The 26000-nt window shown below is 74.0% G+C and carries 29 protein-coding genes; 6 read left to right on the forward strand and 23 right to left on the reverse strand.

Going from position 1 to position 26000, the window contains the following annotated elements; translation table 11 throughout:
• Nucleotides 1-30 precede the first annotated feature (30 nt).
• Nucleotides 31-789: a phosphoglyceromutase gene (locus tag ACZ407_RS28595; RefSeq protein ID WP_468133203.1), complete on the reverse strand. Its 759-nt coding sequence runs from the start codon at nt 787-789 to the stop codon at nt 31-33.
• A 222-nt stretch (nt 790-1011) separates the two neighbouring features.
• On the opposite strand from ACZ407_RS28595, the gene ACZ407_RS28600 reads away from it, so the two are divergent.
• The gene (locus ACZ407_RS28600; protein ID WP_468133205.1) at nt 1012-2298 is read left to right on the forward strand and encodes an MDR family MFS transporter; all 1287 of its coding nucleotides are present in this window, start codon (nt 1012-1014) and stop codon (nt 2296-2298) included.
• Here the strand turns inward: ACZ407_RS28600 and ACZ407_RS28605 are convergent.
• Together ACZ407_RS28605 and mshA are read right to left on the reverse strand one after the other, a co-directional pair.
• Nucleotides 2270-2776, reverse strand: a complete 507-nt coding sequence (locus ACZ407_RS28605; protein ID WP_468133207.1) for a type III secretion system chaperone family protein — start codon at nt 2774-2776, stop codon at nt 2270-2272. The two genes, ACZ407_RS28600 and ACZ407_RS28605, sit on opposite strands and share 29 nt — an antisense overlap.
• Nucleotides 2769-4160: a D-inositol-3-phosphate glycosyltransferase gene (mshA, locus tag ACZ407_RS28610; protein ID WP_468133209.1), complete on the reverse strand. Its 1392-nt coding sequence runs from the start codon at nt 4158-4160 to the stop codon at nt 2769-2771. The genes ACZ407_RS28605 and mshA overlap by 8 nt, the downstream gene beginning before the upstream one ends.
• A 295-nt stretch (nt 4161-4455) precedes the next feature.
• On the opposite strand from mshA, the gene ACZ407_RS28615 reads away from it, so the two are divergent.
• From ACZ407_RS28615 to ACZ407_RS28625, 3 genes are all read left to right on the forward strand, one after another.
• Complete coding sequence (locus ACZ407_RS28615; RefSeq protein WP_468133211.1) at nt 4456-5271, forward strand: class I SAM-dependent methyltransferase; 816 nt, start codon at nt 4456-4458, stop codon at nt 5269-5271.
• Between the two features lie 169 nt (nt 5272-5440).
• Nucleotides 5441-6484, forward strand: a complete 1044-nt coding sequence (locus ACZ407_RS28620; RefSeq protein ID WP_468133213.1) for a C40 family peptidase — start codon at nt 5441-5443, stop codon at nt 6482-6484.
• 337 nt (nt 6485-6821) lie between these two features.
• The gene (locus ACZ407_RS28625; protein WP_468133215.1) at nt 6822-8177 is read left to right on the forward strand and encodes a PP2C family protein-serine/threonine phosphatase; all 1356 of its coding nucleotides are present in this window, start codon (nt 6822-6824) and stop codon (nt 8175-8177) included.
• 163 nt (nt 8178-8340) lie between these two features.
• Here the strand turns inward: ACZ407_RS28625 and ACZ407_RS28630 are convergent, their stop codons facing one another.
• From ACZ407_RS28630 to ACZ407_RS28660, 7 genes are all read right to left on the reverse strand, one after another.
• Entirely contained in the window at nt 8341-8682 is a 342-nt protein-coding gene (locus ACZ407_RS28630) for a DUF2516 family protein (RefSeq protein WP_468133217.1), read from the reverse strand.
• Between the two features lie 152 nt (nt 8683-8834).
• Nucleotides 8835-9425 (reverse strand): hypothetical protein, encoded by a 591-nt coding sequence (locus ACZ407_RS28635; RefSeq protein ID WP_468133219.1) that lies wholly within the window; start codon nt 9423-9425, stop codon nt 8835-8837.
• Between the two features lie 23 nt (nt 9426-9448).
• On the reverse strand, nt 9449-9868 hold the full coding sequence (locus tag ACZ407_RS28640; RefSeq protein ID WP_468133221.1) for a helix-turn-helix domain-containing protein: 420 nt from the start codon (nt 9866-9868) through the stop codon (nt 9449-9451).
• A gap of 115 nt (nt 9869-9983) precedes the next feature.
• On the reverse strand, nt 9984-10787 hold the full coding sequence (locus tag ACZ407_RS28645; RefSeq protein ID WP_468133223.1) for a putative protein N(5)-glutamine methyltransferase: 804 nt from the start codon (nt 10785-10787) through the stop codon (nt 9984-9986).
• A 26-nt stretch (nt 10788-10813) separates the two neighbouring features.
• Nucleotides 10814-11758, reverse strand: a complete 945-nt coding sequence (locus tag ACZ407_RS28650) for a sigma-70 family RNA polymerase sigma factor (protein WP_468133225.1) — start codon at nt 11756-11758, stop codon at nt 10814-10816.
• A gap of 112 nt (nt 11759-11870) precedes the next feature.
• On the reverse strand, nt 11871-13172 hold the full coding sequence (locus ACZ407_RS28655; RefSeq protein WP_468133227.1) for a GNAT family N-acetyltransferase: 1302 nt from the start codon (nt 13170-13172) through the stop codon (nt 11871-11873).
• Between the two features lie 400 nt (nt 13173-13572).
• The gene (locus ACZ407_RS28660; RefSeq protein WP_468133229.1) at nt 13573-14160 is read right to left on the reverse strand and encodes an RsiG family protein; all 588 of its coding nucleotides are present in this window, start codon (nt 14158-14160) and stop codon (nt 13573-13575) included.
• Nucleotides 14161-14284: 124 nt separating this feature from the next.
• Between ACZ407_RS28660 and dtd the strand changes: the two genes are divergently transcribed.
• Complete coding sequence (gene dtd / locus ACZ407_RS28665; RefSeq protein ID WP_468133231.1) at nt 14285-14710, forward strand: D-aminoacyl-tRNA deacylase; 426 nt, start codon at nt 14285-14287, stop codon at nt 14708-14710.
• 81 nt (nt 14711-14791) lie between these two features.
• Here dtd and ygfZ read toward each other — a convergent pair whose 3' ends face one another.
• From ygfZ to ACZ407_RS28730, 13 genes are all read right to left on the reverse strand, one after another.
• On the reverse strand, nt 14792-15760 hold the full coding sequence (ygfZ, locus tag ACZ407_RS28670) for a CAF17-like 4Fe-4S cluster assembly/insertion protein YgfZ (RefSeq protein ID WP_468133233.1): 969 nt from the start codon (nt 15758-15760) through the stop codon (nt 14792-14794).
• 32 nt (nt 15761-15792) lie between these two features.
• Nucleotides 15793-16230, reverse strand: coding sequence for a Fur family transcriptional regulator (locus ACZ407_RS28675; protein WP_468133235.1), 438 nt, complete (start codon nt 16228-16230; stop codon nt 15793-15795).
• A 160-nt stretch (nt 16231-16390) separates the two neighbouring features.
• On the reverse strand, nt 16391-16963 hold the full coding sequence (locus tag ACZ407_RS28680) for a heme-binding beta-barrel domain-containing protein (protein ID WP_468133237.1): 573 nt from the start codon (nt 16961-16963) through the stop codon (nt 16391-16393).
• A gap of 283 nt (nt 16964-17246) precedes the next feature.
• Nucleotides 17247-18341, reverse strand: coding sequence for a hypothetical protein (locus tag ACZ407_RS28685; protein ID WP_468133239.1), 1095 nt, complete (start codon nt 18339-18341; stop codon nt 17247-17249).
• Nucleotides 18338-19081, reverse strand: coding sequence for a hypothetical protein (locus ACZ407_RS28690; RefSeq protein ID WP_468133241.1), 744 nt, complete (start codon nt 19079-19081; stop codon nt 18338-18340). The genes ACZ407_RS28685 and ACZ407_RS28690 overlap by 4 nt, the downstream gene beginning before the upstream one ends.
• Entirely contained in the window at nt 19078-19911 is an 834-nt protein-coding gene (locus ACZ407_RS28695) for a hypothetical protein (RefSeq protein WP_468133243.1), read from the reverse strand. Before ACZ407_RS28695 ends, ACZ407_RS28690 begins: the two co-directional genes overlap by 4 nt.
• Before the next feature lie 137 nt (nt 19912-20048).
• Nucleotides 20049-20324, reverse strand: a complete 276-nt coding sequence (locus ACZ407_RS28700) for a DUF3099 domain-containing protein (RefSeq protein WP_468133245.1) — start codon at nt 20322-20324, stop codon at nt 20049-20051.
• 132 nt (nt 20325-20456) lie between these two features.
• Nucleotides 20457-20747 (reverse strand): DUF1416 domain-containing protein, encoded by a 291-nt coding sequence (locus tag ACZ407_RS28705; RefSeq protein WP_226734345.1) that lies wholly within the window; start codon nt 20745-20747, stop codon nt 20457-20459.
• Between the two features lie 32 nt (nt 20748-20779).
• Nucleotides 20780-21625, reverse strand: a complete 846-nt coding sequence (locus ACZ407_RS28710; protein ID WP_468133247.1) for a sulfurtransferase — start codon at nt 21623-21625, stop codon at nt 20780-20782.
• A gap of 175 nt (nt 21626-21800) precedes the next feature.
• Nucleotides 21801-21884 (reverse strand): putative leader peptide, encoded by an 84-nt coding sequence (locus tag ACZ407_RS28715; protein ID WP_372482430.1) that lies wholly within the window; start codon nt 21882-21884, stop codon nt 21801-21803.
• Between the two features lie 301 nt (nt 21885-22185).
• Nucleotides 22186-22905, reverse strand: a complete 720-nt coding sequence (locus ACZ407_RS28720; protein ID WP_468133249.1) for an LmeA family phospholipid-binding protein — start codon at nt 22903-22905, stop codon at nt 22186-22188.
• A gap of 122 nt (nt 22906-23027) precedes the next feature.
• Nucleotides 23028-24524, reverse strand: a complete 1497-nt coding sequence (locus ACZ407_RS28725; protein ID WP_468133251.1) for a hypothetical protein — start codon at nt 24522-24524, stop codon at nt 23028-23030.
• Between the two features lie 10 nt (nt 24525-24534).
• The gene (locus ACZ407_RS28730; protein WP_468133253.1) at nt 24535-24789 is read right to left on the reverse strand and encodes a MoaD/ThiS family protein; all 255 of its coding nucleotides are present in this window, start codon (nt 24787-24789) and stop codon (nt 24535-24537) included.
• A gap of 412 nt (nt 24790-25201) precedes the next feature.
• Here ACZ407_RS28730 and ACZ407_RS28735 point away from each other — a divergent pair, with 412 nt between their 5' ends.
• Nucleotides 25202-25993 (forward strand): response regulator transcription factor, encoded by a 792-nt coding sequence (locus tag ACZ407_RS28735; protein ID WP_468133255.1) that lies wholly within the window; start codon nt 25202-25204, stop codon nt 25991-25993.
• Nucleotides 25994-26000: the final 7 nt, after the last annotated feature.

Raw genomic sequence — 26000 nt, forward strand, 5'->3', positions numbered from 1 at the left:
GGCAGGTGAGGGGCTCTTTGCGCTACAGGGTTACTTCTTGCCCTGGTTCTTGACGGCCTCGATGGCGGCCGCGGCGGCTTCCGGGTCGAGGTAGGTGCCGCCCGGGTTGAGGGGCTTGAAGTCGGCGTCCAGCTCGTAGGAGAGGGGGATGCCGGTGGGGATGTTCAGGCCCGCGATGTCGGCGTCCGAGATGCCGTCGAGGTGCTTGACCAGGGCGCGCAGCGAGTTGCCGTGGGCGGCGACCAGGACGGTGCGGCCGGCGAGGAGGTCCGGGACGATGCCGTCGTACCAGTACGGCAGCATGCGCTGGACGACGTCCTTGAGGCACTCGGTCTTGGGGCGGAGCTCCGGGGGGATGGCCGCGTAGCGCGGGTCCTCGGACTGCGAGAACTCGGTGCCGTCCTCGAGGGCCGGGGGCGGGGTGTCGTACGAGCGGCGCCACAGCATGAACTGCTCCTCGCCGAACTCGGCGAGGGTCTGGGCCTTGTCCTTGCCCTGGAGCGCACCGTAGTGGCGCTCGTTCAGGCGCCAGGAGCGGTGGACCGGGATCCAGTGGCGGTCGGCGGACTCCAGCGCCAGCTGCGCGGTGCGGATCGCGCGCTTCTGCAGCGAGGTGTGCACGACGTCGGGGAGCAGGCCGGCGTCCTTGAGCAGCTCACCGCCGCGGACCGCCTCCTTCTCGCCCTTCTCGTTGAGGTTGACGTCCACCCAGCCGGTGAACAGGTTCTTCGCGTTCCATTCGCTCTCGCCGTGGCGGAGGAGGATCAGCTTGTACGGTGCGTCGGCCATGCGTACGAGCCTAGTGGACGGGCGGAGGGCCTGCGCGACCCGTCCGGGGGGTGGCGGGGACGGTCCCGGGACCCCTGCCGGGGCCCCTGGGGAACGGCCTTCCGCGGGCGGACGATTGACGGTCCGCGTCAATCCGGTGGCGTCCGCGAGCACCCCATCCGTAATGTGCGACCAGTCAATACGCCTGTTACAGCGGCGCGTACGCCGCCAGGGGGGAGCCGTATGTCCGCCGTCTCGCTCAGATCCCTCGGAGACTCCGCGCGCGCGAGCGTGTCCGGACTGCCCCGCGCGTTCTGGTGGCTGTGGGCCAGCACCCTCGTGAACCGGCTCGGGGCCTTCGTCGCCACGTTCATGGCCTTGTACCTGACCCTGGAGCGGGGCTTTTCGGCCTCCTTCGCGGGACTGGTGGCCGCTTTGCACGGGCTCGGCGGAGTGGTCTCCTCGCTCGGCGCGGGGGTGATGACGGACCGGCTGGGACGGCGCCCCACGATGCTGATCGCCCAGAGCTCGACGGCCTTCTCGGTGGCGCTGCTCGGCTTCATGGAGCACCCGGCGGCCATCGCGGCCGTCGCCCTGCTCGTCGGCATGGCCTCGAACGCCTCGCGGCCCGCCGTGCAGGCGATGATGGCCGACATCGTCCGGCCCGAGGACCGGGTCCGGGCCTTCGCGCTGAACTACTGGGCCGTCAACCTGGGGTTCGGGGTGAGTTCGGCCGGAGCGGGCTTCATCGCCGGCTACAGCTACCTCGCGGGCTTCCTCGGCGAGGCCGCCCTGACCCTGCTGTGCGCGGTCCTCGTGTACGTGAAGCTGCCCGAGTCCCGGCCGCAGAAGCCGGCGGCGGGGGCGGTGAAGGAGCCGGACGTCCGGCTCGGCGCGGTCCTGCGCGACGGCCGGTTCATGGGCGTGGTCGGGCTGTCGTTCCTGATCTCGCTGGTCTTCACCCAGGGTTCGGTGGGCCTGCCGGTGGCGATGGGAGAGGCCGGCTTCTCCCCCTCCGAGTACGGGCTCGTCATCGCCGTGAACGGCCTGCTGATCGTGGCGCTCCAGATCCCCGTGACCCGCTTCATCGAACACCGCGACCCGCAGCGGATCCTGGTGCTCTCCGCCCTGCTGGCCGGCTACGGCTTCGGGCTGACGGCCTTCGCGGGCCCGCTCGCCGGGTACGCGCTGACGGTGTGCGTGTGGACCCTGGCGGAGATCCTGAACTCCCCCACGCAGATGGGCCTGGTGGTGCGGCTCTCCCCCGTGCACGGCCGCGGCCGCTACCAAGGCGTCTACACCACGTCCTGGGCGGTGGCCGCGTTCGTCGCCCCGCTGATGGCGGGCGCGGTGATCGACCGGTTCGGCGCGGACTGGCTGTGGGCGGCGACGGCGGTCCTCGGCACGCTCGCCGGGCTGGGCTACTGGCTGCTGATGCGCAACCTGCCGGCGGCGGAGACGCCCGCGGACGCCGCCGAGGCGGAGGAGCCCGCCGCGGACCTCAGGACGGCCGCTCCGTCAGGTGCTTGAACGCGTCGAGGTTGCGCGTGGACTCCCCCCGGGAGACCCGCCACGCGTACTCCTTGCGGATGGAGCTCGCGAAGCCCAGCTCCAGCAGGGGGTTGAAGGCCCCGTCGGCCGCCTCCAGCACCGAGCCGAGCAGCCGGTCCAGTTCCTCCGGGGTGACCACCGAGAGGGGCAGCCGGCCCGTGAGGTAGACGTCGCCGAGGCGGTCCACCGCGTACGAGACCCCGTACAGGCGCAGGTTGCGCTCCAGCAGCCAGCGGTGGACGCCCGCCTCGTTCTCGTCCGGGTGCCGGATCACGAAGGCGTTCACGGACAGGGTGTGGCGGCCGATGAGCAGGGAGCAGGTCGTGGACAGCTTCCGGGTGCCCGGGAGCTTCACCACGTACGAGCCCGGCTCCGGGCTCTCCCACTCCAGCTCCGCGTCTGCGAGCGTGCGCTCGACGACCTGCGCGATGCGCTCTGCCTCCGTGACCTCAGCCATGGAGCGAGCGTACGCGACGGCGGTGATCATGCAGGGCCGCGGTGTACACGTCGGCCGTGCCGCTCGCGGCCGTGTCCCAGCCGAAGAACTGGGCGTGCCGGGCCGCCTCGGCGCCCATCCGCTCCGTCAGCCCCGGGTCGTCGGCGAACCGCCGCAGCGCCCGCGCGTAGTCCACGGGGTCGTGGCCGGGGACGAGGAAGCCCGTGGCCCCGTCGTTGACCGCCACCGGCAGCCCGCCCACCTCGGCGGCGATCACCGGGGTGCCGGTGGCCTGCGCCTCGATGGCGACCAGCCCGAACGACTCGCTGTACGAGGGCATGACCAGCACGGACGCGGCGCGGAACCAGTCGGCGAGTCGGTCCTGGGCCACCGGCGGCTGGAAGCGCACGAGGTCGGCGATGCCCAGCTTGGCGGCCAGCTTCTGCAGGCCCTCCGGCTTGGCCAGCCCGCTGCCGCTCGGGCCGCCGACCACCGGCACCAGCAGCCGCCGGCGCATCGCGGGGTCCTGCGCCACCAGCTCGGCCACGGCCTTCAGCAGCACGTCGGGGGCCTTCAGCGGCTGGATGCGCCCGGCGAACAGCGGGATCAGCGCGTCCTGCGGCAGGCCGAGCCGGGCGCGCGCGGCGGCCCGCCCGTCGGCGACGGTGAAGCGCTCCAGGTTCACGCCGGGGTGGACGACGGCCACCTTGCCCGGGTCCGCGTCGTAGTGCCGTACGAGTTCGTCGGCCTCCTCCGCGGTGTTGGCGATGAGCCGGTCCGCGGCCTCCACTATCTGGGTCTCGCCGATGACGCGGGCGGCCGGCTCGGGGGTGTCTCCCTCGGCGAGCGCCGCGTTCTTGACCTTGGCCATGGTGTGCATGGCGTGCACCAGGGGCACGCCCCAGCGCTGGGCGGCGAGCCAGCCGACGTGGCCGGACAGCCAGTAGTGGGAGTGGACGAGGTCGTAGTAGCCGGGCCGGTGCCCGGCCCAGGCCTGCATCACCCCGTGCGTGAAGGCGCACAGCTGGGCGGGCAGCTCCTCCTTGGCCAGCCCCTCGTACGGGCCCGCGTCCACGTGCCGTACGAGGACCCCGGGCGCCAGCTCGACCACCGGGGGCAGCCCGCCGGCGGTGGCCCGGGTGAAGATCTCGACCTCGATGCCGATCGCGGCCAGCCGCCGGGCCAGCTCGACGATGTAGACGTTCATGCCGCCCGCGTCGCCCGTGCCGGGCTGGTGCAGGGGGGAGGTGTGGACACTGAGCATGGCCACGCGGCGGGGCCTGCGGTGGTGGCTCCCGGGGATGCGGAGCCTGGGCGGGTGGGGGGCGGCGAACGTCGGGCGGCCGGCGGCGATGCGGCCGCCGATCCCGCCAAGGCCGCCGAGCCGGGACACGTACTGACTCACGTGAGCGGTCCTCTCGCTCGGGCACTCCGGGCGCCGGGCATGACGGAAACAGGACGGTCTCCGTCCTCACCGGGTGCAACCACCACGGATGCCGCCCGCATTCCACTGTGCAGAACTTTTCTGCCGCGGGCGCGGTGGGGATCCGGCCACGGGGGCGGAGCGGGGGCGGCCGGGACGCCGGCCGGGGCGGAGCGCGGGGTGGCGGGGCGGGCCCGGCGCGGGGCGGGGCCGGCGCGGGGCGGGGCCGGCGCGGGGGCGGGGGCGGCGTGCCGCACCGGCCGCATACCCTGGCGTCATGGCCGCCCGCACCCCCTCACCGCCCCCCGGACGCCCCGTGGGCACGGTCACCCGCGGCACCACCAACCCCAACCGGCTGCGGCGCATGGACCGCTGGATCGCCGCCACCCACGGGCAGGCGCTGCGCCGCGCCGGATCCCCGGTGGCCGTGGACCTCGGGTACGGGGCAGCGCCCTGGACGGCCGTGGAACTGCTGGCCCGGCTGCGGGCGGCGGCCCCCGCGGTGCGGGTGGTGGGGATCGAGATCGAACCGGCCCGGGTGGCCGGCGCCCGGCCGTACGAGCGCGAGGGGCTGTCCTTCCGGCACGGCGGGTTCGAGGTCCCCCTCGACGGCGGGGAGCGCCCGGCGCTGATCCGGGCCGCGAACGTGCTGCGCCAGTACGACGAGGAGCAGGTGGCGGCGGTCTGGGCGCGGCTCTGCGCCCGGCTGGCCCCGGACGGCCTGCTCGTCGAGGGGACGTGCGACGAGATCGGGCGCCGCCACGTGTGGGTCGCACTGGGGCCCGAAGGGGCGCGCACCGTCACCTTCGCCACCCGGCTGGGCTCCCTGGAGCGCCCCTCGGACCTGGCGGAGCGGCTGCCGAAGGCGCTCATCCACCGCAACGTGCCGGGCGAGCCGGTGCACGCCTTCCTCCGGGACTTCGACCGGGCCTGGGCGGCGGCCGCCCCGTACGCCTCGCTCGGTGCGCGGCAGCGGTGGATCCGCACGGCGCGCTCGCTGGCGGCCGACTGGCCGCTCGCGGACGGGCCCCGGCGGTGGCGGCAGGGGGAGCTGACGGTCCGGTGGGAGGCGTTGCGCCCGGGCGTCCGGTAGCCGTATGAAGGCGTCGGACGCGCCGTACGGCGGGAGTTGTCCACAAACCCCCGGTCGGGGGTGTCGCAATCCGCCGAGTCGTGACACCATCCCGAAGGCGACAACAAGTTACTGACGGTAAATCAGCTTCTGTCGCGAGGGAACGACCGGACATTTCGCTGGGGGGACAGTGAACCGAAGGCGCGGCGCCGCCGCACTCACGCTGATCTGCGCCATGACGGTGCTGAGCGCCACCGGGGTGGCCCATGCCGCGCCGCAGCGGCCCGAGCCCACCCCCAGCCCCGCCCTGGAGCAGGTCCGCAAGCAGATCGAGGACCTCTACCACCAGGCCGCGAAGGCCACCGACGAGTACAACCTCGCCGAGGAGGAGGCCAAGCGGCAGTCCGACCAACTCGTCGCCCTCGCCAAGCAGATCGTCGCCGGGCAGGAGCGGATCGCCGACCTGAAGAACCGGGCGGGCGCCGCGGCCCGGGCCCAATACCGCACCGGCGGGCTGCCGCCGGCCGCCCGCCTCGCGCTGAGCCCCACCCCCAACCGGTTCCTCGACGGCGCGGGCCTGCTGCGCCAGGGCGAGCGGGCCGCCAAGGGGATGCTGACCGAGCTGGACCGCACCCAGGCGGACCTCAAGCAGTACGCGAAGGACGCGAGCGCGCACTGGAAGACCCTGGAGGCCAACCGGATCAAGAAGGAGGCCGCCAAGAAGCAGATCAACGACAAGATCAAGGCGGCCGAGCAGCTGGAGAACCGGCTGGAGGCCGAGGAGAAGGCCCGGCTGCTCCAGCTGGAGCGCGAGGCCCAGTACAAGGCGCAGGACAACTGGCTCAAGTCCGGCGCGCTCAAGGACGTCAACGGCAAGGCCACGGAGGCCGGCAAGCGGGCGGTGCTGTACGCCACGGCCCAGATCGGCAAGCCGTACGTGTGGGGCGCCGAGGGCCCCGACGCGTTCGACTGCTCCGGTCTGACCTCGCAGGCCTGGCTGGCGGCCGGCCGGCAGATCCCGCGCACCTCGCAGGAGCAGCTGCGGCTGCTGCCGAAGGTCGCGATCAAGGACATGCGCCCCGGCGACCTGATCATCTACTTCAACGACGCCAGCCACGTCGCCATGTACATAGGGGACGGCGCGATGGTGCACGCCCCGCGGCCGGGGCGGCAGGTGACGATCGCCGGCGCGGGCTCGATGCCGATCCTCGCGGTGGTCCGGCCGGACGCGTAGCCCCCGGGCGGACGCGCAGCCCTCGGGCGGACGCGCAGCCCTCAGGGCCGTACGTACAGCGCCCCGGGCGGCATGCGCAGCCCGCGGACCGGGCGGGGGCGCGGCGTACCGGGTGCCGGGTGCCGGGTGCCGGGTGCCGGGTGCCGGGCGGGACGGTCCGTCCGGCGTGATGTTCGTCATCCCCCTGTGCGCCGTTTTCCCCGGGATTTCGGCATATGACGGTGGCCGGTTCCGCCGCGGCATTCCGATTACGCGGCTCGTACCGCTATGGTCCCGGTCTGGTGGGGTGCCGTTCCGGCACCGCCGCACCCTCGGGGGGAGGGAAGGAACCCAGACGATGCCCGTACCCGTACCGCGGCAGAGGGACACCCCGGCCGCGGAGAGCGGTCAGGCCGGTCTCCCCCCGCATCCGCCCCAGCACCTGCCGCAGCACCCGCAGCAGCAGTCGCTGACCCTGCTCGTGATCGAGGACGATCCGGCGGGCGGCCTCACCGTCCCCGAAATGCTCGACGGCGAGGGCAACCGCATCCGGATCCGCACCGCGCGCAACCTCACCGAGGCCGCCCGGCTGCTCACCCCCGACGTGCACTGCATCCTGCTCGACCTGTCCCTGCGGGGCGGCCGGCGGCCCGCCCCGGCCGCGGCCCCCTCGGCCGCCGGGGCGGCAGGCGGTGCGCCCGCGGGCCCCGCCGCCGAGCCGGCCGTGGACGAGCTGGCCACCCTGCGGCAGGTGCTGCGGATCGCCCCCGGCCACGCGGTGCTCGTCCTGACCTCCGAGACCGACACCGAGCGGGCCGCCGAGGCGGTGCGGATCGGTGCCCAGGACCACCTGTCGCGGGACGAGCTCGACGGGCGGCTGCTGAGCCGCGCCATCCGGTACGCGGTGGAGCGCAAGCGCGCCGACATCGCCCAGTACAAGCTTGCAGAATCGAAACTGCGGGCCCAGGAGAACGCCCGACTGGAACGCGGCCTGCTGCCCACCCCCCTGCTGGAGGGCTCGAACCTGCGCTTCGCCGCCCGCTACCGGCCCGGCCGCAGCCGCGCCCTGCTCGGCGGCGACTTCTACGACGCCGTCCGCACCCCCGACGGCACGGTCCACGCGATGATCGGCGACGTCTGCGGGCACGGCCCCGACGAGGCCGCCCTCGGCGTGGAGCTCCGCATCGCCTGGCGGGCGCTGACCCTGGCCGGGCTGTGCGGGGACGAGCTGCTCGCCACCCTCCAGGAGGTGCTGGAGGTGGAGCGGCCGCACGAGGAGATCTTCGCGACCCTGTGCACGGTGGACATAGCCCCCGACGGGCGCCGCGCCGGGCTGTGCCTGGCCGGGCACCCGGCCCCGCTGATCGCCCGGCCGGGACGGGCCGCGCAGCTGCTGCCGTACGAGAACAGCGGGCCGGCGCTGGGTCTGCTGCCCGGGGCCCGGTGGCCGCGCCGCCAGGTGGAGCTGGGCGGCACCTGGAGCCTGATGCTGTACACCGACGGCCTGATCGAGGGCCGGATCGGCCGGGGCCGCGAGAGGCTGGGGCAGGACGGCATGGTCGAGATGATCAACCGCCACCTGGAGCAGTCCCTCAGCGGCGAGGCGCTGCTGGAGGCCGCCGTGACGGAGGCCCGCCGGCTCAACGGCGGGGAGCTCACGGACGACGTGGCCGTGGTCCTGCTGGACCGCACCGCGGGCGGTCGGCGGCGCTGAGGCGCGGCCGGGTGCCGCAGGGAGCCCGGCTCGGGTCAGCGGCCGCCGTTGCAGGGCCCGGCTCGGGTCAGCGGCCGCCGTTGTAGGGCCCGGCTCGGGTCAGCGGCCGCCGTTGTAGGGCCCGGCTCGGGTCAGCGGCCGCCGTTGTAGGGCCCGGCTGGGGTCAGCGGCCGCCGTTGTAGGGCCCGTACGGGCCGTCGCTGCTGCTGCCGCCGCGGGGCCGGCGTCCGCCGCCCGAGACCTGCCGCAGCGCGGGGCGCACGTCCACGAAGAAGACGATGGTCGCGATCAGTCCGGCGATCTGCAGGAACAGCATCCCGAGGAACATGTCCACGAGGACCGTGATCCCGAGCAGGATCAGCCAGAACGGCTTGGTCTGCTTGTCGGCGGCCCGGAACGCGTCCTCGCGCGAGGTGGCGGCCAGGACGAGGGCGATGACGGCGGGCACGAGCGTGCCGAAGTACAGCAGCGTCGCGAGGAGGGAGTCGAACTTCTGCATCAGCATGCCGGCACCAGCTTCGTCGTCTTCGTCTTCGGGGAACGGCCCCTGCGGGGCGCCCGGGCCGGGTGGCGGCCCAGCGGCCAAATTACCCGCTGAAGGGCCAACGAACCGGGCACCCGCCGGGTGCCCGGTCCGCCGGCCCGCGCCTCAGCCGGTCAGCCCTGCTCGGCGGCGGAGTCCTCGGCCGGGGCGGCCGGCTCCTCCGCGGCGGCCTTCTTCGCCGTGGTCTTGCGGGCCGCGGTCTTGCGCGCCGGCTTGGCACCGGCCGCCGCCTCGGCCGGCTGCGGCTCCTGCGCCGGCTCCTCCTTGACCTCGACCGTGACGGCGAGGTCGACGATCTCCTCGGCGACCTCGCCGCGCCACTGCTTCACGGCCTGCTCGCCGTGCTCGGCGACCCGGTCGTAGGCCTCCTTGGCGCGTACGGCGTACTCGGCGGCCACGCCGACCCCGCGGAGCGCCAGGTCCTGGGCCTGCTCGCCGAGCTTCTTGAGGTCGGTGTCGAAGGAGCCGAGCACCTCGGTGACCTTGGCGGTCACGGCGGCCTGGGCCTCCTTGGCCTTGTCCTGCACGACCTTGGGGTCGGTGTTGCGCACGGCCTCGATGCGCGCCGGGGCCTCGGCGCGCAGCTGCTCGATGAGGGCCGGGACCTTCTTGGCCTGCTGGAGGGCGAGGTCGGCCGAGCCGGCGGCGAAGTAGAGGGGGGTGGGGTCGGCGAGGGTCTTGCGCAGGTCATCGGTGATGGCCATGACTGGTCCTCCCGGATCTCAGTTCAGTTCGTGTTCGGATTCGTCGGGGTGCCCGTGCCGCCTTGGGCGGTGCCGTCGCCGTCGTCGGCCATCGCCTCGAAGGCGTTCTCCTTGCGGAACGACTCGTAGATCTGCAGGAGCACCTGCTTCTGCCGCTCGTTGATCGAGGGGTCCGCGAGTATCGCGGCCCGCGTCTCGACCTCGTCCGGGCTGCGCTCGTCGAGTATCCCGGCGCGCACGTACAGGGTCTCGGCGGAGATGCGCAGCGCCTTGGCGAGCTGCTGCAGGATGTCTGCGCTGGGCTTGCGCAGCCCTCGCTCGATCTGGCTCAGGTACGGGTTCGAGACCCCCGCCGCGTCGGCCAGCTGGCGCAGCGAGAGCTGGGCCTGGCGCCGTTGCTCGCGCAGGTACTCCCCGAGGTTCCCGACGTTGAGCGTTCCCATGCTCCGATCCTGCCCCGCGGCGCTAACTTTTGCAAGCGGATGCTTGCAACGGCACGCCTTTTCCGCGACTCGGCCCGGCCGAAACCCCCCGGGGCTCCGCCCCGGACCCCGGTCCTCAGACGCCGGACGGGCTGGGTTTCGCCGTGCCGATCACGACGTGGGCTGCGTACTCCTCCGACGCGGCCACCCGCACCGCCAGCCCGGCCGCCCGAAACGCGGCCCCCGTCTCCGCCGCCTGGTGCCCGCCCGTCTCGACGAGGAGGTGTCCGCCGGGGGCCAGCCAGCGGGGGGCCTCGGCCACGACCCGCCGCTGCACCGCCAGCCCGTCCGCGCCGCCGTCCAGGGCGACCAGCGGCTCGTGGTCGCGGGCCTCCGGCGGCAGCAGGCCGATCTCCCCCGTGGGGACGTACGGGGCGTTGGCCACGAGCACGTCCACCCGGCCGCGCAGCTCCGGCGGCAGCGGGGCGTACAGGTCACCCTCGAAGACCTGCCCGCCCGCCGCCGCCACGTTGTCGCGAGCGCAGCGCACCGCGGCCGGCTCGATGTCCGCCGCGTACAGCCGCACGCCCGGCACGGCCGCGGCCACCGCCGCGCCCACCGCCCCCGCCCCGCAGCACAGGTCCAGGACCACCGCCCCGGGCCCGGCCCCCCGGGCCAGCCGGGCGGCCTGCCGGGCCAGGAACTCGCTGCGCCGCCGCGGTACGAAGACCCCGGGGCCCACCGCGATCCGCAGCCCGCAGAACCCGGCCCAGCCCACCACGTGCTCCAGCGGATGGCCCTCCGCCCGCCGCGCCACGAGGGCGTCGAGCTCTTCGGGGCTCCCGGCCGCGGCCGCCAGCAGCTGTGCCTCGTCCTCGGCGAAGACGCAGCCGGCCGCGCGCAGGGCCGCCACCACGGGGGAGAGATCGGAGACAGTCACGTACGGTCACCCTACTCGCAGGAAGATCACTCGGTACCCCCGTCGCCCGCAGCCGGCCCGCCCGCAGCCGCGTCCAGGAAGGCCAGGTCCAGCCGCTCCAGCCGCTCGGGGTCGGCCAGGATGTCGATCTCGACGATCCGGCCCCCGCCGACCGTGAAGCCCAGCACCGCGGACGGCTTCCCGCCCGGCATGGAGACCACCCCGGGCGCCCCGTTGACCATGGCCGGCACGCCCACCGACCCGAACCGGGCGAAGGTGAGGGCCTGCTGGGCGACGTTCCGCGCCCCCCGCAGCAGCTTCGACGCCCCGCCCGCGGCCGCGCCGAGGTCCACGCGCAGCACCACGTCCGGGTCGAGCACGGCCAGCAGCCCCTCGAAGTCCCCGTTGCGGGCCGCCGCGAGGAAGGCGGCGACCGCCTCCCGCTGCACGGCGGGATCGGCGTCCTGGACGGGCGCGCTGCCCTGCACCCGCCGCCGGGCCCGGCTCGCGAGCTGCCGGGTGGCCGCAGGAGTGCGGTCCACGATCGGCGCGATCTCGTCGAAGGGCATGCCGAACATGTCGTGCAGCACGAAGGCCAGCCGCTCCGCCGGGGCCAGCTGCTCCAGCACCACCAGCAGGGCCAGCCCCACCGAGTCGGCGATCATCGCGTCCTGCTCCGGGCCGGGCACCGGGTCCGCCGGACCGAGCACCGGCTCGGGCATCCGGACCCGCTCCTCCAGCGGCTCCTCCCGCCGGGAGTTGCGGGTGCGCAGCTGGTCGAGGCAGACCCGGCCCACCACGGTCGTCAGCCAGCCGCCGAGGTTGTCCACCTCCGCCGTGTCGCTGCGGTCCAGCCGCAGCCAGGCCTCCTGGACGGCGTCCTCGGCCTCGCCCACCGATCCCAGCATCCGGTAGGCCACCGCCCGCAGGTGCCCGCGGTTCTCCTCGAACCGCTCCGCCAGGTAGTCGCGCCGGCCGGTCTCCGTCGTCATGTCCCGCTCCCCGTGTCGCATCGCTCGTGCCTCGTGGCTGCCGTACACCTCTCTGACGCGGCTGCGCCCGCCGATGTGACAGCGGGGGCCGGTGCGCCGGGCGCGGGCGGGATCAGAAGAGGTCGGGGCACCAGGGGCGGCGGGCGGTGCGGAACAGGGCCTCCGCGCGGGCGGCCGCCCCCGGCACCTCCTCCGTCAGCCGGCCGAGCGCGGCCATCCGCACCGCCGAGCCCTCCCCCAGGTACAGGGCGCCCAGGCCGGCCACTCCGATCCGCAGCTCGGCGGGCTCCGCACTCGGCGTGCACCGGGCCCGGCCGTCCGGGCCGGCCGCGAGCCGGAAGCGGCCACCGGCGAGGCCGTCGGGGTCCTCGACCTCCAGCACGAGCGCGCCGGGAGCCTCGTACGTACGGGCCTCCAGGGCGCGTACGACGTCCAGGACGCGCACCCACAGCCAGTCCGCGTGGGTGACGACCGCGGCGGCCCGGACGTCCGGGAAGAGGTCGGGGAGCAGGTCGTCGGGCGCCCGGTGGCCGCTGCGGACGGTGCGGATCCAGTCGATGGAGCACACGTAGTGCCACAGGGCCCGCTCGGCGGCGGCGGTGAGCGCGATGAGGTCCTTGACGGTGGCGGTGTTCTGCGGGGTCTTCGCGTCCCCCCACCGGTCGTCGGCGGTGTAGACGGCCAGGCCTTCCGGCTCCCCGGCGGGCGAGCGGTAGACCGCGGAGAAGGGTTCGGTCCACGGCCGGAAGGGGTCCGGCTCCAGCCCGGTGGCCCGGTCCCACCAGTGGGCGCTGCGGTCGATCAGCCCGTGCTGCCGGGCCCGCAGCCGCTCGTGCAGGACGGGGCCGACCCGGCGCACCTCGGCGGCGTCCACGAGGTCGATGCGCCCGCCGCACTCCGGGCGGCCGGTGCGGCGCGGGTCGAGGCCGGTGCGCGGGACGTCGATCTCCCAGGCGGTGAGGGAGGTGGCGGGGCCGAAGCCGTAGCGGCCGTAGATCGGGTACTCGGCAGCCACCAGGGTGGCCAGCACCTCGCCGCGGTCCTTGGCCGCCCGCAGGTCCGCGGCCATCATGCGGGTGAGCAGCCCGCGGCGGCGGTGGGTGGGCAGCACGGTCACGTGCGAGACGGCGTCCGCGGGGACGGCTGCGCCGCCGGGCACGGTCAGCTCCTGCCGGAAGGAGCGGAAGGTGGCCACGCAGCGGCCGGTGTCCGGGTCGAAGGCGCCCTGCACCCGGCTCATGTCGGTGTGCTTGAGCCGCCGGGCGACCTCTTCGTCCGTGACGACCGGCGGGCTGAGGAAGCCGGTCCGGGCGGCCGTCAGCCAGCCCTTGAACTCGGACTCGGTGACGGACCGGACCTCGGCGGCGGGTCGGTCTTCGACGGCGGGAGGCGTGGGGGTGCCGGCGGCGCTCATCCGGCCAACGTACGGCGGGCCGCGCCCGGGGTCACCCTGTTTTCCCGGTGTCGGGCCGGGTGGCACCGGGGTGGCGCAGGGGCCTGGGCCGTGTCTTCCGGATCTTGCCTGACCCGCGACGCCTGGCACCGCGCCTCGCCGCACTGCGCTCGCTCCGCTCGCTTCGTCTCGGCTCTTCTTGAAGGCCCTTGGATGCCGAGCTGTCGGGCAGACCAAGTACGTCCAGTACGGCGGTCCACCCTCCGCCTTGCGATGCGCTCGGCATCCGAAGGAAGGCTCAGAGAGCCGAGACGGAGTGAGCGCAGCGAACGCAGTGGCACCAGACGCCGCGGGCTTGACCGGCAATATCCGAAAGACACGACCTAGCCGCTGCGCCGGACCGGTCGGCCGGACCGGTGGGTCAGGCCAGCAGGTCGTCGACCTGCGCCTCGCCCTCCCGGTAGCGGCGGGTGATCTCCGCGCTGCACTCGTCGGTGGTCTGCTGGAGCTGCTGCCGGCGCCGCGAGACCTGGTGCTCGTAGCGGACCAGGCGGGCCATCGCGGCGTGCAGTTCCTCGTCCGTACGGGCGTCCAGGTCGGACAGCTCCACGTCGGAAAGCATCTCGGCGGCCAGCAGCCGGTACTCCTCGCCGTGCGGGGTGCCGAGGGTGACGTGCCGGGCGGAGGCGCTGCGGCTGGAGGGGGCGTCGGCGAGGATCTCGGAGAGCCGGTCCACGACGGGGGCCTCGGGATCGGCCCGCCGGGCCAGTTCGGCCCGGAGGATGTCGATGCGGCCCTGGAGCAGCCGGCGCACGTAGCTGAGGTCGGCCTCGTCCCGCTGGGCCTCGCGGCGCAGGGTGCGCAGCTCCGGCAGGCGCAGTCCGCCGAGTCCCGGCCCGGGCCGGCCGTCGGGCAGCCGGTCGGGAGTGCGCTGGAGCGGGGGCCGTCGGGTCGTCGGGACGTCCACGGCGGCCGGCCCGTGGGGCTGTCCGGCACCAGAGTTGTTCATACGAATCCGTCCCCTCGACGTGCGGCACACCGCTTGCGAGCATCGTGCCACTCTCCGTACCGCAGGTGCAGTCGCAGTCCACCCGATCGGCCCCGGACGGGTGCACGCCTGCTACACAAGGGGTATGCGAGCAGTGGTTCAGCGAGTGGACGGGGCGGCCGTGACCGTCGCCGGAGAGACCGTGGGCGAGATCGTCGGCGAGGGACTGTGCGTCCTGGTCGGGGTGACCCACGAGGACACCCCGGAGAAGGCGGCGCAGCTGGCGCGCAAACTGTGGTCGGTGCGGATCCTGGACGGCGAGAAGTCGTGCAGCGACGTGAACGCGCCGCTGCTGGTCATCTCCCAGTTCACCCTCTACGGCGACGCCCGCAAGGGGCGCCGCCCCACGTGGAACGCGGCTGCGCCGGGCCCGGTCGCGGAGCCGCTGGTCGACGAAGTGGTGGCGCAGCTGCGGGCGCTGGGGGCGACGGTGGAGACGGGCCGGTTCGGAGCGGACATGCGCGTCTCGCTGACGAACCACGGCCCGTTCACCGTTCTCGTCGAGGTCTGAGGCCCGCAGCCCGCAAGCCACGCGGCGTCCGGGCCGCCGCCCCGCAGCGTCCCGGGGCCGGGGCCCGGGCCGGGCCCGCCGCTACGGGGCGACCACGACCTCCTGGGCGGCAGCCGTCGTGCCCGCGAGCAGCGGGGCGTCCACCGGAACGTTCCGCTTCACCAGGGCCAGGGCGATCGGGCCGAGCTCGTGGTGCCGGGCGGCGGTGGTGATGAAGCCGAGCTGGCGGCCCTCGGCGCCGTCCGCCGCCAGCCGCACCGGGGTGCCGTGGCCGGGCAGCAGCACCTCGCTGCCGTCCAGGTGCAGGAAGACCAGGCGGCGCGGCGGCTTCCCCAGGTTGTGGACGCGCGCCACGGTCTCCTGGCCGCGGTAGCAGCCCTTCTGGAGGTGCACGGCGGTGCCGATCCAGCCGAGCTCGTGCGGGATGGTCCGGTGGTCGGTCTCCAGGCCCAGGCGCGGCCGGTGCCCCTCCACGCGCAGCGCCTCGTACGCGAGCAGTCCGGCGGCGGGGCCGTGCGCGGCGGCGAACTCCTCCAGCCGGGCGCGCGGCAGGAAGACGTCGCGGCCGTACGGGGTGTCCCGGACGACGAGCTCCTCGTCGAGCTCGTCGGTGGAGCCGGCGGGGAGGTGGACCACGGCGAAGTCCGCGGTGCGGTCGGCGATCTCGACCCGGTAGAAGAACTTCATCGACTCCAGGTAGCCGAGCAGGGCCTCCTGGGTGCCGGGCTCCACGTGCGCCCACACGGTCTCGCCGTCGTCCACGAGGTAGAGCGCGTGCTCGATGTGGCCGTTCGCGGAGAGGATCAGCGCCTCGGTGGCCTGGCCTGCGGGCAGGGCGGTGACGTGCTGGGTGAGCAGCAGGTGCAGCCAGCTGAGCCGCTCCGGGCCGCTGACGGTGACGACGCCCCGGTGGGAGAGGTCCACGAAACCGCGGCCCTCGGCGAGAGAGCGCTGCTCTCGGAACAGATCACCGTAATGGGCGGCGACGGCTTCGTCACGGCCTTCGGCCGCCACGGCGCCGGGCAGGGCAAGCAAAGGGCTGCTGGTCATGGGACCAAGCGTACGACTGCCCGGGCGGCCCGCTAGGAGGGGTCCGGCTGCTTCCCGGCCGCGCATTCCTTGCACCGGCCGAAGATCGCGAAGTGCTTCATGTCGGTGTCGAACCCGAAGGTCTCGCGCAGTTTCGCGGTGAACTCCGCCGCGATGTCCACGTCGGCCTCGATGACCCCGGTGCAGTCCCGGCAGACCAGGTGGATGTGGTGGTGCCGGTCGGCGAGGTGGTAGGTCGGCGCTCCGTGCCCGAGGTGCGCGTGCGAGACGAGTCCGAGCTCTTCCAGGAGCTCCAGGGTCCGGTAGACGGTGGAGATGTTCACGCCGGAGGCGGTCTTGCGGACCTCGGCGAGGATCGCGTCCGGGCTCGCGTGCTCCAGGGTGTCGACCGCTTCGAGCACCAGCTGCCGCTGCGGGGTCAGCCGGTAGCCCCGCTGCCGCAGGTCGCTCTTCCAGTCGGTAGTCACCACGCCCCCAGTCTAGGCGGCGGGCGGGCATGCGGAAGGGGATCACGGAGGCCGTGATCCCCTTGCCGGAGTGCGCCTGCGGGCGGGGCCCTCAGCGCGTCAGCGCGTGGCTGCGTCAGCGCGTGGCCGCGTGAGCGCGTCTGCGCGTCAGCGCGTCAGCGCGTCAGCGGAAGAAGGCGATGCCGTCGTCCGGCATGTCCGGGAGGTTGCGCGCCATGTCGGCGATCTCCTCCGGGGTGACGACCTTCTTCAGCTGGGCCGACATGTACGGGCGCAGCTCCACCTCGGGGGTGGCCTTCTCGCCGACCCACATCAGGTCGCTCTTGACGTAGCCGTAGAGCCGCTTGCCGCCGCTGTACGGGCCCGAGGCGGCGGTGCGGGCGACCGCGTCCGTGGCCAGGTCGATCTGCGGCTTCTGGTCGGCGAGCTGCCCGTACCAGATCTCGACGACGCCCTGGTCGCGCACCATCACGACCTCGACGTTGCGGTCCTTGTCGATGCGCCAGTAGCCGGACTCGGACTCCAGCGGCCGCACCTTGTTGCCCTCGGCGTCGAGGACCCAGCTGTGCGAGGTGTACTGCAGGAAGTCCCGGCCGTCGTGGCTGAAGACGACCTCCTGGCCGAAGTTGCACTTCTCGTCGCCGGGGAAGTCGAAGACACCCGCGCCCTCCCAGGTACCGAGGAGGAAGGCGAGCGGGACGAGACCCGGGTTCAGGTCGGAGGGGATCTGGATCATGGCTGGCAGCTCAGGCGATCTGTCGGGTGCGGAAGGTGCGGAGGGGGTCCGGGGCGGTCAGCGGTTCAGCGCTGACCCTGGTACAGCTTCTTCACGGCCAGGCCGGAGAAGGCGAGAACGCCGACGCAGACCAGGACCAGCAGGGAGGTGAAGACTGCCTCAAGCACGGGGTGCTCCTCGGAGGATTCGTCGGGATCCCTCCGGACTGGGCCGGCGGGAGGTACGGGCCGGTCCCCAAGCCTACTGGTCCGGGGCCCGGCCCTCTCTGCGAGGTGGGCGGCACTCAGCCGAGCAGCTGGTTCTGCAGCACCACGGTCTGGTGGAACGGGACCGGCGGGACCCCGCCCCTGCGCCGTGCGACGACCAGCGCCTGCACGTCACCCGCCTGGATGCAGGCGGCCCGGGTCTGCTCGGGCCCGGTGGGCGCGGACTCCTCGTACACGCCGAGCTCGACGTCGGTGGTGCGGGTGACGAAGTTCTGCTCGGACTTCGTCCGCGTCCATGCCAGGTCGAGCTGGAGCTCCCCGGTACCTGCGAGGGACATCTGCCGGGCGCAGCCGGTCCAGGCCGCAGAGGCCTGCGCGCCGGGGAACCGGATCAGGTAGATCCGGGTCCTGGTGCCGTCCGGCATGGTCCAGCCCCGGGCGGCCACGTGCCGGACGCCCTCGTCGACGAGCGACTGCCGGGTGGCGGCCCGCTCGTCCTCGGCGTATTCGGACAGGAGCCGTCCGAGGGGGACCTCGTGGGTGACGTCGGCCCGGCCCTCGCCCGCCTGGGCCCCGGGCTGCCGGTCGGGTGCCGCCCCGGCGGGGGCGGGCAGCAGCAGGGCGCCCAGGTCGGCGTAGTGGACGTTCTGCCGGTTGTCCTCGGCGAAGGGCAGCGGGGCGCCCGCGGGCACGGGCGGCTTCACCAGCTCGGGGTAGTCCCAGCGGCCGTCGGCCAGGGTGCCCAGACCGGGCAGGTCGGTGCGCTCGCGCTCGGTGATGCCGTACGCCGTGGCACCGCCGGCCGCCGCGAAGACGAGGACGGCGGCAGTCCAGCGCAGGGCGGCCCGCAGCACCCGCCGGTCGCGCGGCGGCTTCCCGGCGGGTGCGCCGCCCGCGTCGGTCACGCCGGCTGTGTCGGACGCGTCGGCCGTGTCGGACGCGTCGGACGCGTCGGCCGTGTCGGACGCGTCGGGCACGCCGGCCGCGTCGGTCGCGTGGGCCGTGTCGGACGCGTCGGCCGTGTCGGACGCGTCGGGCACGCCGGCCGCGTGGGCCGTGTCGGCCGCACCAGCCGCGTCGGTCACGCCGGCCGCATCGGTTGCGCCGGACGCGTCGGTCAGGCCTGCCGCGTCGGCCGGCTCGGCCGTGCAGGTCGTGTTCTGGTCGCTCACACGCGCTCCCCGGGGGACTTCAGGTGGTCGAGCTGGTCCGCGAGCAGGCCCAGCGCCTCGGCGGGGTCGAACGGCTTGGCCCCGTGGGCCTCGAAGGACACGAGGGTGCCCTCGCTGTAGGCCGAGCAGAAGAGCGATTCCACGCCCTCGTCCTTCTTGCTTCGCGAGCGGTCGCCGTCGGGCGTCAGGGCAACCTGGACGCAGGACGCCTCCGGGTGTCCGGCGACCTTCCGCGCCTTGCCCCCGCCCTCCTTCGCCACCGCCTTCAGCGCGCGTTCCATGAAGCGGCCGAGATCCGCCAGCCCCTTGCCCTCCGCCCGGGTGACGCGGACCTCGGCGGCATAGCCGCGGGGCTCCACGTAGCTGCGGCCGGCGGTGCCGGTCAGCTTGAGGCGGTCGAGGATGCGGTCGCGCTGCCGGCGTTCGGCGGCCCGCAGGCCCTTGCGCTCCTCCTTGATGCGTTCCACGGCGACCGGACCGGACAGCGCGTAGTCGTTGCCGTCCTCGCCCAGGTCGGGGCCCGGGCGCATGCCCGAGGGCATCGGCAGCAGGAGCTTGTGCAGCTCGCCTTCCGGTACGGACGGCGGGGTGGCCGCCCCGGTCGGGCGGGCCTCGGCGGTCCGCCAGTAGCGGGTCTCGGCGGTCCGGTCGGCGCCGTCGAGTGCGATCACCCCCCAGGTGCCGGTGCCGGCGAGGGCTGCGAGCCCGAGTGCGCCCGCGATCAGGGCCTTGTGCTTCACAGACGCTCCAGCTGCTTCTTCGCCAGCTCCCGGACGGTGCGCTCGGCGATCGAGCCGCGGTTGTCCCAGAACCAGATGTCCATCACGACGTCGCCCCGCCGGGCGACGGCCCGGGCCTGCCGGGTCGGCAGGTAGCCGGCCTTCTCGTCCGCCTCGGAGTACACCCAGTACCGCCCGTTGGCGATGTCGGAGCCGGGCACGGCCGTGCCGAGGTTGTCGGCGTAGTCCTCGTCGCCCATGTAGGCGGCCTGGTCGTCCTGGAAGTGCTCGGCCCCGTCGCGGTCGCGGAACTGGATGAGCCGTACGGTCACGTTCAGGCGGCCGTTCTGCTGCCACTCGGTGACCGCCACCCGGCGGATGCCGTCCGCCTGGAGGTCGTCGAACATGCTGCCGGGATAGTCGAAGAAGTCGGTCACGTAGTCCGGCACCCCCAGGGCGCCCGGCGCGATGGCGGTCTTGGCCCCGGCCGGCGCCCTGACGAGCAGCTTGGCCAGCGGGCCGTCGGTCGGGTGCCACCGGTTCGCGTTCACCGAGCGGACGGTGGTCGCGTCGCCCGGGGCGCGCAGCTTCGGGTGCGGCAGCTCCTGCTGGGCCAGCGGGGGCAGCGGGGTCGGTGTGCGGTCGTACTGGATCGCGTAGCCGGTCGCCGTGCCGGCGAGGACGCCGAGGGCGGCCGCGGCGGCGATCAGGGCGGCGGTGCGGCCGCGGCGGCGCGGGGGCCGGGCGGGGCTGTCGGGGCCGGCGCCGGGAAGGACCGAAGGATCGGCCTCGGATTCGTTCGCGTCCGGAAAGGCGTCCGGGAATGTCGGATTTTCCGGTTCCGCGCCCACCTCCCCCGATGTGCGCTGGTCAGGCAGGGTCTGATCTGATTGCAAGGGTCCCCCCACAGGACGTTCGGGCAGCGGACCCTCGCGGTCCGCATCCCCATCAGATCATTAGCACCTGCAAGGCGGCACACGCACCCCGGTTACGGATCGGCATCCCGCCCGGGACGCCGCTTTCCGTCCAGTTCGTCCCACCACTCGTCCGACTGCGGGTCCCCGGACGGGTCGTCCCACCAGCGGTCGTCCGGTCCGCGCCGGTTCGCGGTCATCGCGGCGAACGGCGGGATGACCATCGCGACCACGCACAGGGCCACCGCCGCCTCCACCGACCACAGGCGCACGAAGGACCAGGCGGACACGAAGAGGAACAGGCATCCGCCCATCATCAGGAAGTAGGCGCGGCGCCGCCGGGCGTACACACCTCCAGCGTAGGCCCGCCCGCGCGGGAACGACCCCGGACGGCACGAAGGGCCGCACCCCGTTCCAGTGGCGTCCAACCCCCTGGGGTGCGGCCCTCCGGCCGGTCATGCGGTGCTGCCCGAGGGGCAGTCTCAGACGGCGATCGCGACGTCCGTCACGCCACCGGTCTCCACGACCACGACCTTGCGGTCGGCGGTGCCGCCGGGCACGAGCGCCCGCAGGGTCCACTCGCCCTCGGCCGCGTAGAAGCGGAACTGTCCGGTCGCCGAGGTCGGGACCTCGGCGGTGAACTCGCCGCCGCCGTCCAGCAGTCGCACGTAACCGACGACGGGCTCGCCGTCTTTGGTCACCTGGCCCTGGATGGTGGTCTCACCGGGCTTGATCGTCGAGGCGTCGGGGCCGCCTGCCTGCGCTCCACACATGTCTCTGTCCTGTCCTAGAGAGCGAAGAAGGGTTACTTGTTGGCGCCGAGCTCGATCGGCACGCCGACGAGGGAGCCGTACTCGGTCCACGAGCCGTCGTAGTTCTTGACGTTCTCCTGGCCGAGCAGCTCGTGCAGCACGAACCAGGTCAGCGCGGAGCGCTCGCCGATGCGGCAGTACGCGATGGTGTCCTTGTCCAGATCGACCTGCTCGGCCTGGTAGAGGGCGGTCAGCTCCTCGTCGGACTTGAACGTGCCGTCGTCGTTGGCGTTCTTCGACCACGGGATGTTGCGGGCGCTCGGCACGTGGCCGGGGCGCTGCGACTGCTCCTGGGGAAGGTGCGCCGGGGCGAGCAGCTTGCCGCTGAACTCGTCGGGCGAACGGACGTCGACCAGGTTCTTGCTGCCGATCGCGGCGACCACGTCGTCGCGGAAGGCGCGGATGGACGTGTCCTGGGCCTGGGCCTTGTAGGCGGTGGCCGGGCGCTGCGGGACCTCGGAGCCGTCGACCAGGTCGCGGGAGTCGAGCTCCCACTTCTTGCGGCCGCCGTCGAGGAGCTTCACGTCCTGGTGGCCGTAGAGCTTGAAGTACCAGTAGGCGTAGGACGCGAACCAGTTGTTGTTGCCGCCGTAGAGGACGACGGTGTCGTCGTTGGAGATGCCCTTGGCCGACAGGAGCTTCTCGAAGCCCTCCTGGTCCACGAAGTCGCGGCGGACCGGGTCCTGGAGGTCCTTCTTCCAGTCGATCCGTACGGCGTTCCTGATGTGGTTCTTGTCGTAGGCGGACGTGTCCTCGTCCACCTCGACGATGACGACGTTGGCGTCGTCCAGGTGGGCCTCGACCCAGTCGGCGTCGACGAGGACGTCGCTGCGGCTCATGGTGTTCTCCTCCGGGGCAGTGTGCGGCGAGGTCGTGCAGATGCTGCGGGTGCTGCGTGGTGCTGCGCGTGGCACGGAAGGCGCGCGGCCGTCCGGCGCGGGGAGGCGGCGGGGCGGGCGGCGGGTGCGGTCACGCGGGGAGGGCCGTGGAACGGCCGGCTGGGAGCGGATGCGCTCACATCGAGCGACACAGCATGGCGGCGACGCGGCACAGGTCTACTGCCCGCCGCTTCGTGAGGTCCGCCTGCTGTCGCTTCATGGCAAGGATCGTAGGGACGAACGGGCGGGCCTGTCACCGTTGTGTCATATATCGAGACAGGATCGTCCGGATTCCGGGATGGAATTCGGTTTCCGCCACCCCCGCGGCCCTTCCCGGCCACTCGGAAGGCCCAGTTCATCTGCGGTACGGACCGCGCCGTCTCACTATGCGGCCAAGGGGTGTCCGCGGGCGCTCCGGAAGGGCTCCGCCGGGGCTCTGCCGGGCCTCCGGCGCGGGGTGCCACGGGCCCCGCGGTGCGCCCGTGCGGACGCCTGCCGCCGACCCGCGCGGGGCTCTCCCGTCAGCGTCCGAGCAGCACGTCCCGGCCCGTGAGGGTGGCCCGTACGCCGTCCTCGTCGGTGGTGACCCGGCCCAGCTGCAGCCCCTGCGGCAGGCCGGCGATCCGGTGGTCGAAGTCCGTCTTGGAGCGGACCAGCTCCTCCAGCCCGGGGAAGCCCTCGCCGGGTACGCGGCCCGCCCGCACCCGGACCGTGCGGCCGTCGCCGAGGAGGCTGATCGTCGAGACCACGCTGCGCGACAGGCTGCGGCCGAAGATCCCGACCGAGGCGGTGACCTTCATGGTGCCGGGGGTGCCCCCGTAGCCGACCGTCACCGCGGTGCCCGCCGCCCGCGTGAGGTCCGCGTACGAGACGAACACCTCGCCGTCGGCCCGCGCGGCCCGGCCCTCGGACCAGCTGCCCTCCAGGCGCACGTCGTGGAAGCGGGCGTCGATCCGCGTGATCCGCACCTGCCGGCCCGAGCTGCCGCCCGACCGGACCCCGACGAGGGTGGCGTCCACCCGGTCGAGGCGGTCCGAGAGGGCCTGCGTGAGGAAGGGGAATCCGGTGATCTCCACCTCGGTCTCCCCGGCCCGGGCCCCGTGTTCGAGGCGGACGGCCGCCTCGATCCTCCCCTCGGCGCGGGCGGCCGCGAAACGGTCCGCGCCCACGAGGAGGGCCGCCAGGACCACCCCCACGATTCCGACGATCAGCAGCACGCGCTTGGAGCGCAGTGGACGCACGGCTTCCCCCCTGGTGCCTGGGCGTGATGGTGCCTCGGTCCGCCCGGCCCGGCCCCTGGTCGGGCCGCCGGGCGGCGGTGCCTCCCGGCCGGCCCCCGGCGGTGCGCGGGCCGGCCGGGAGCTCAGCCGACGACGCGGCCGAGGATCGCGACCGCGGGCGCGGCGGCGGCCAGCGGCAGCGCGACCCCCGCGGTCATGTGGACGAACTTCGACGGGTAGTCGTACGCGGCCACCCGCAGGCCGACGAGCGCGCACACCCCGGCCCCCAGGCCGACCAGCGCCCCGCCCGCGCCCAGGTCCGTGAACCCGCCGACGGCGATCCCGGCGCCCACGGCCGCGCCCAGCGACGCGACCACGGACGGGACCTGCGGCAGCGGCAGCGCACGCGCCACCGCGGCGACGGCCACCGCGGCCGCCCCCACCGTCACGGCGGCGTGCCCGGCGGCCAGGTACGCGGTGCAGATCACCGCGAGCGCCGCCGAGGCCACGCTCGCCATCAGGCCGTAGACCCGCTCGTCGGGATCGGCCTGGCTGCGCAGCTGGAGGACGAGGGTGAGGACCACCCACACCCCGAGGGTGCCCGTGAGCGCCCCCGCGGAGTGCTCCTCGGCCACGGCCAGCACGGCCGCGTCCGCGACCAGTGCCCCCAGGAAGGCGAGCGCGATGCCCTGGCGGGCCGGCCACATGCCGTTCAGCCGGAACCAGCCGGCCGCGGTCAGGGCCTGGAGCAGCACCAGCGGCACCAGCAGCGCGTAGTCCCCCACCGGGGCCGCGACCGCGAGCAGCAGCCCGAGTCCGGCCGTGAGCAGCGCGGACTGCGGACCGGGGTCGATGATCGGCGACCGGCCCTCGGCCCGGGCCTGCCGCGGGTCGCGCACGCGGGTGCTCCCGCCGAGGGTGGGCGTGGAGTACGCGGGGCCCCCGGCGGCGGCCGCGCCGGGCGCCGCGTCGGGCACGGGGTCGGCGGACAGCTGCCGGTAGAGCTCGGCGCCCTCGCCGGCGTGCCGGCCGTGGCCGGGGTCCCCGGGGTGGCCGCCGTGGTCGGCCTGGCCGGCGTGCCGGCCGTGGCCGGTGTGGCTGCCATCGCCGGTGTGACCGCCGTGGCCCATGTGGCTGCTGTGGCTGCCGTGGCCCGTGTGCTCGTCGGCGTACTCCGCCGCTCCGCCGGCCCCGGCGTATCCCGCGCCGCCCGCCTCCGGCCACGGCTGCGCGCCGTAGCCCCCGCCGGTCTGCTGCCCCGGCACCGCGGCCCCGGCCTGCGGCCACGGCTGCTGCCCGGTGTGCTGCTGCCCGCCGTGCTCGGGTCCGGGGTGCTGCGGGGCGTGCCGCTGCGGGGCGTGCTGCCCGCCCCCGTACGACCAGTCGTCGGCGGCCGCGGGCGGCGCCGCGGGTGCGTCCCAGCCGCCGCCCTGCGCGGGCACGCCGGCCTGCGGCTGCGGCCAGACCGGGTCCGCCGCGGGGCCGGGCGCCGGGGCCGGGGGCTGCACCGGCTGGTACGAGGTGTCCCAGGTGTCCGTGGACCAGGTCTGCGTCGTGTACGGGTCCGGGTCCTGCTGCGCCCCGGGATGCTGCGGGTCCGGCTCGCCGTGGCCGCCGTGGTTGCCGTGAGTGCTGTTCATCGTGCTGCGCTCACCCGCCCGCGAAGGGCGGGAGCACCTCGACGGTGCCCCCCTCGGACAGCCGGACGGCGTCGTGGCTGCGCGTGCCCACGGGATCGCTGTCGACCAGGAAGGAGCAGCGCTTGAGCACGGCGGTCAGCTCCCCGGGGTGGCGCTCGCGCACCGCGTCGAGGGCCTCGGCCAGTGTCTCGGCGGAGTACGGCTCCTCCGCGGTCCCGGCCGCGGCTTTGGCCGCCGCCCAGTAGCGGATGGTTCCCGCTGCCACAGCAGCTCCTTTCGTCCCGCTCGTCCCGCCCGACGGGCGGCGTGCGCAGGCCTCCATGATGACGCCTGCGGCCCCCGGGACGGTTCAGCGGTCCCTCGGGAGCGGGCACCGGCACCTGACCCGCACGTGACCGAGGCGACAGAAAGAGCTTGCAATCGGCCCGCACCGGCGGGGGCGAGTGGGCTATTCTGCTGGGCAGAGGATCCGGGCAACGTAGCCCCCGGGTCCTTTTGTGCTTTCAGCACGTTGAACACAGTGCGAACAGTGGTATCCATGCGGGCCCCAGGGCGCGGGGCCCGCGAACCGTACGAAGCAGTGCCGCGCAACGTCCTCGACGGGACCGAGGAGGAACCGACGTGATGGGCCAGCGAATCGTGTACGACGAACGTCCGACCCGGGCAGGTGGCCGGCGATGAGCTCTCTGCTGCTCCTGACCAATGCCCTCCAGCCCTCCACCGAGGTGCTCCCCGCCCTGGGCCTGCTCCTGCACAGCGTCCGGGTCGCCCCGGCCGAGGGGCCGGCCCTGGTGGACACCCCGGGGGCCGACGTGATCCTCGTCGACGGCCGCCGGGACCTCCCCCAGGTCCGCTCCCTGTGCCAGCTGCTGCGGTCCACCGGGCCCGGCTGTCCGCTGATCCTCGTCGTGACCGAGGGCGGGCTCGCCGCGGTCACCGCCGACTGGGGCATCGACGACGTGCTGCTCGACACCGCGGGCCCCGCGGAGGTCGAGGCGCGGCTGCGGCTGGCCACCGGCCGCCGGCAGCTCGGCTCCGACGACTCCCCGATGGAGATCCGCAACGGCGACCTGTCGGTCGACGAGGCCACCTACTCCGCGAAGCTCAAGGGCCGGGTCCTGGACCTGACCTTCAAGGAGTTCGAGCTGCTCAAGTACCTCGCCCAGCACCCGGGCCGGGTCTTCACCCGCGCCCAGCTCCTCCAGGAGGTCTGGGGCTACGACTACTTCGGCGGCACCCGCACGGTCGACGTCCACGTACGGCGGCTGCGCGCGAAGCTGGGCCCCGAGCACGAGTCGCTGATCGGGACCGTCCGGAACGTGGGATACCGGTTCGTCACCCCGGAGAAGGTGGAGCGGGCCGCGGAGGAGGCCCGTACCAAGGCCGTCACCGAGGCCGCCGAGGCCATCACCCGTACGGAGGACAAGCCGGTGATCGTCCAAACCTCAGGACGCCCTGCCCAGAGGTAGGTCACCC

This window comes from Streptomyces sp. NPDC030809, from assembly GCF_055572195.1.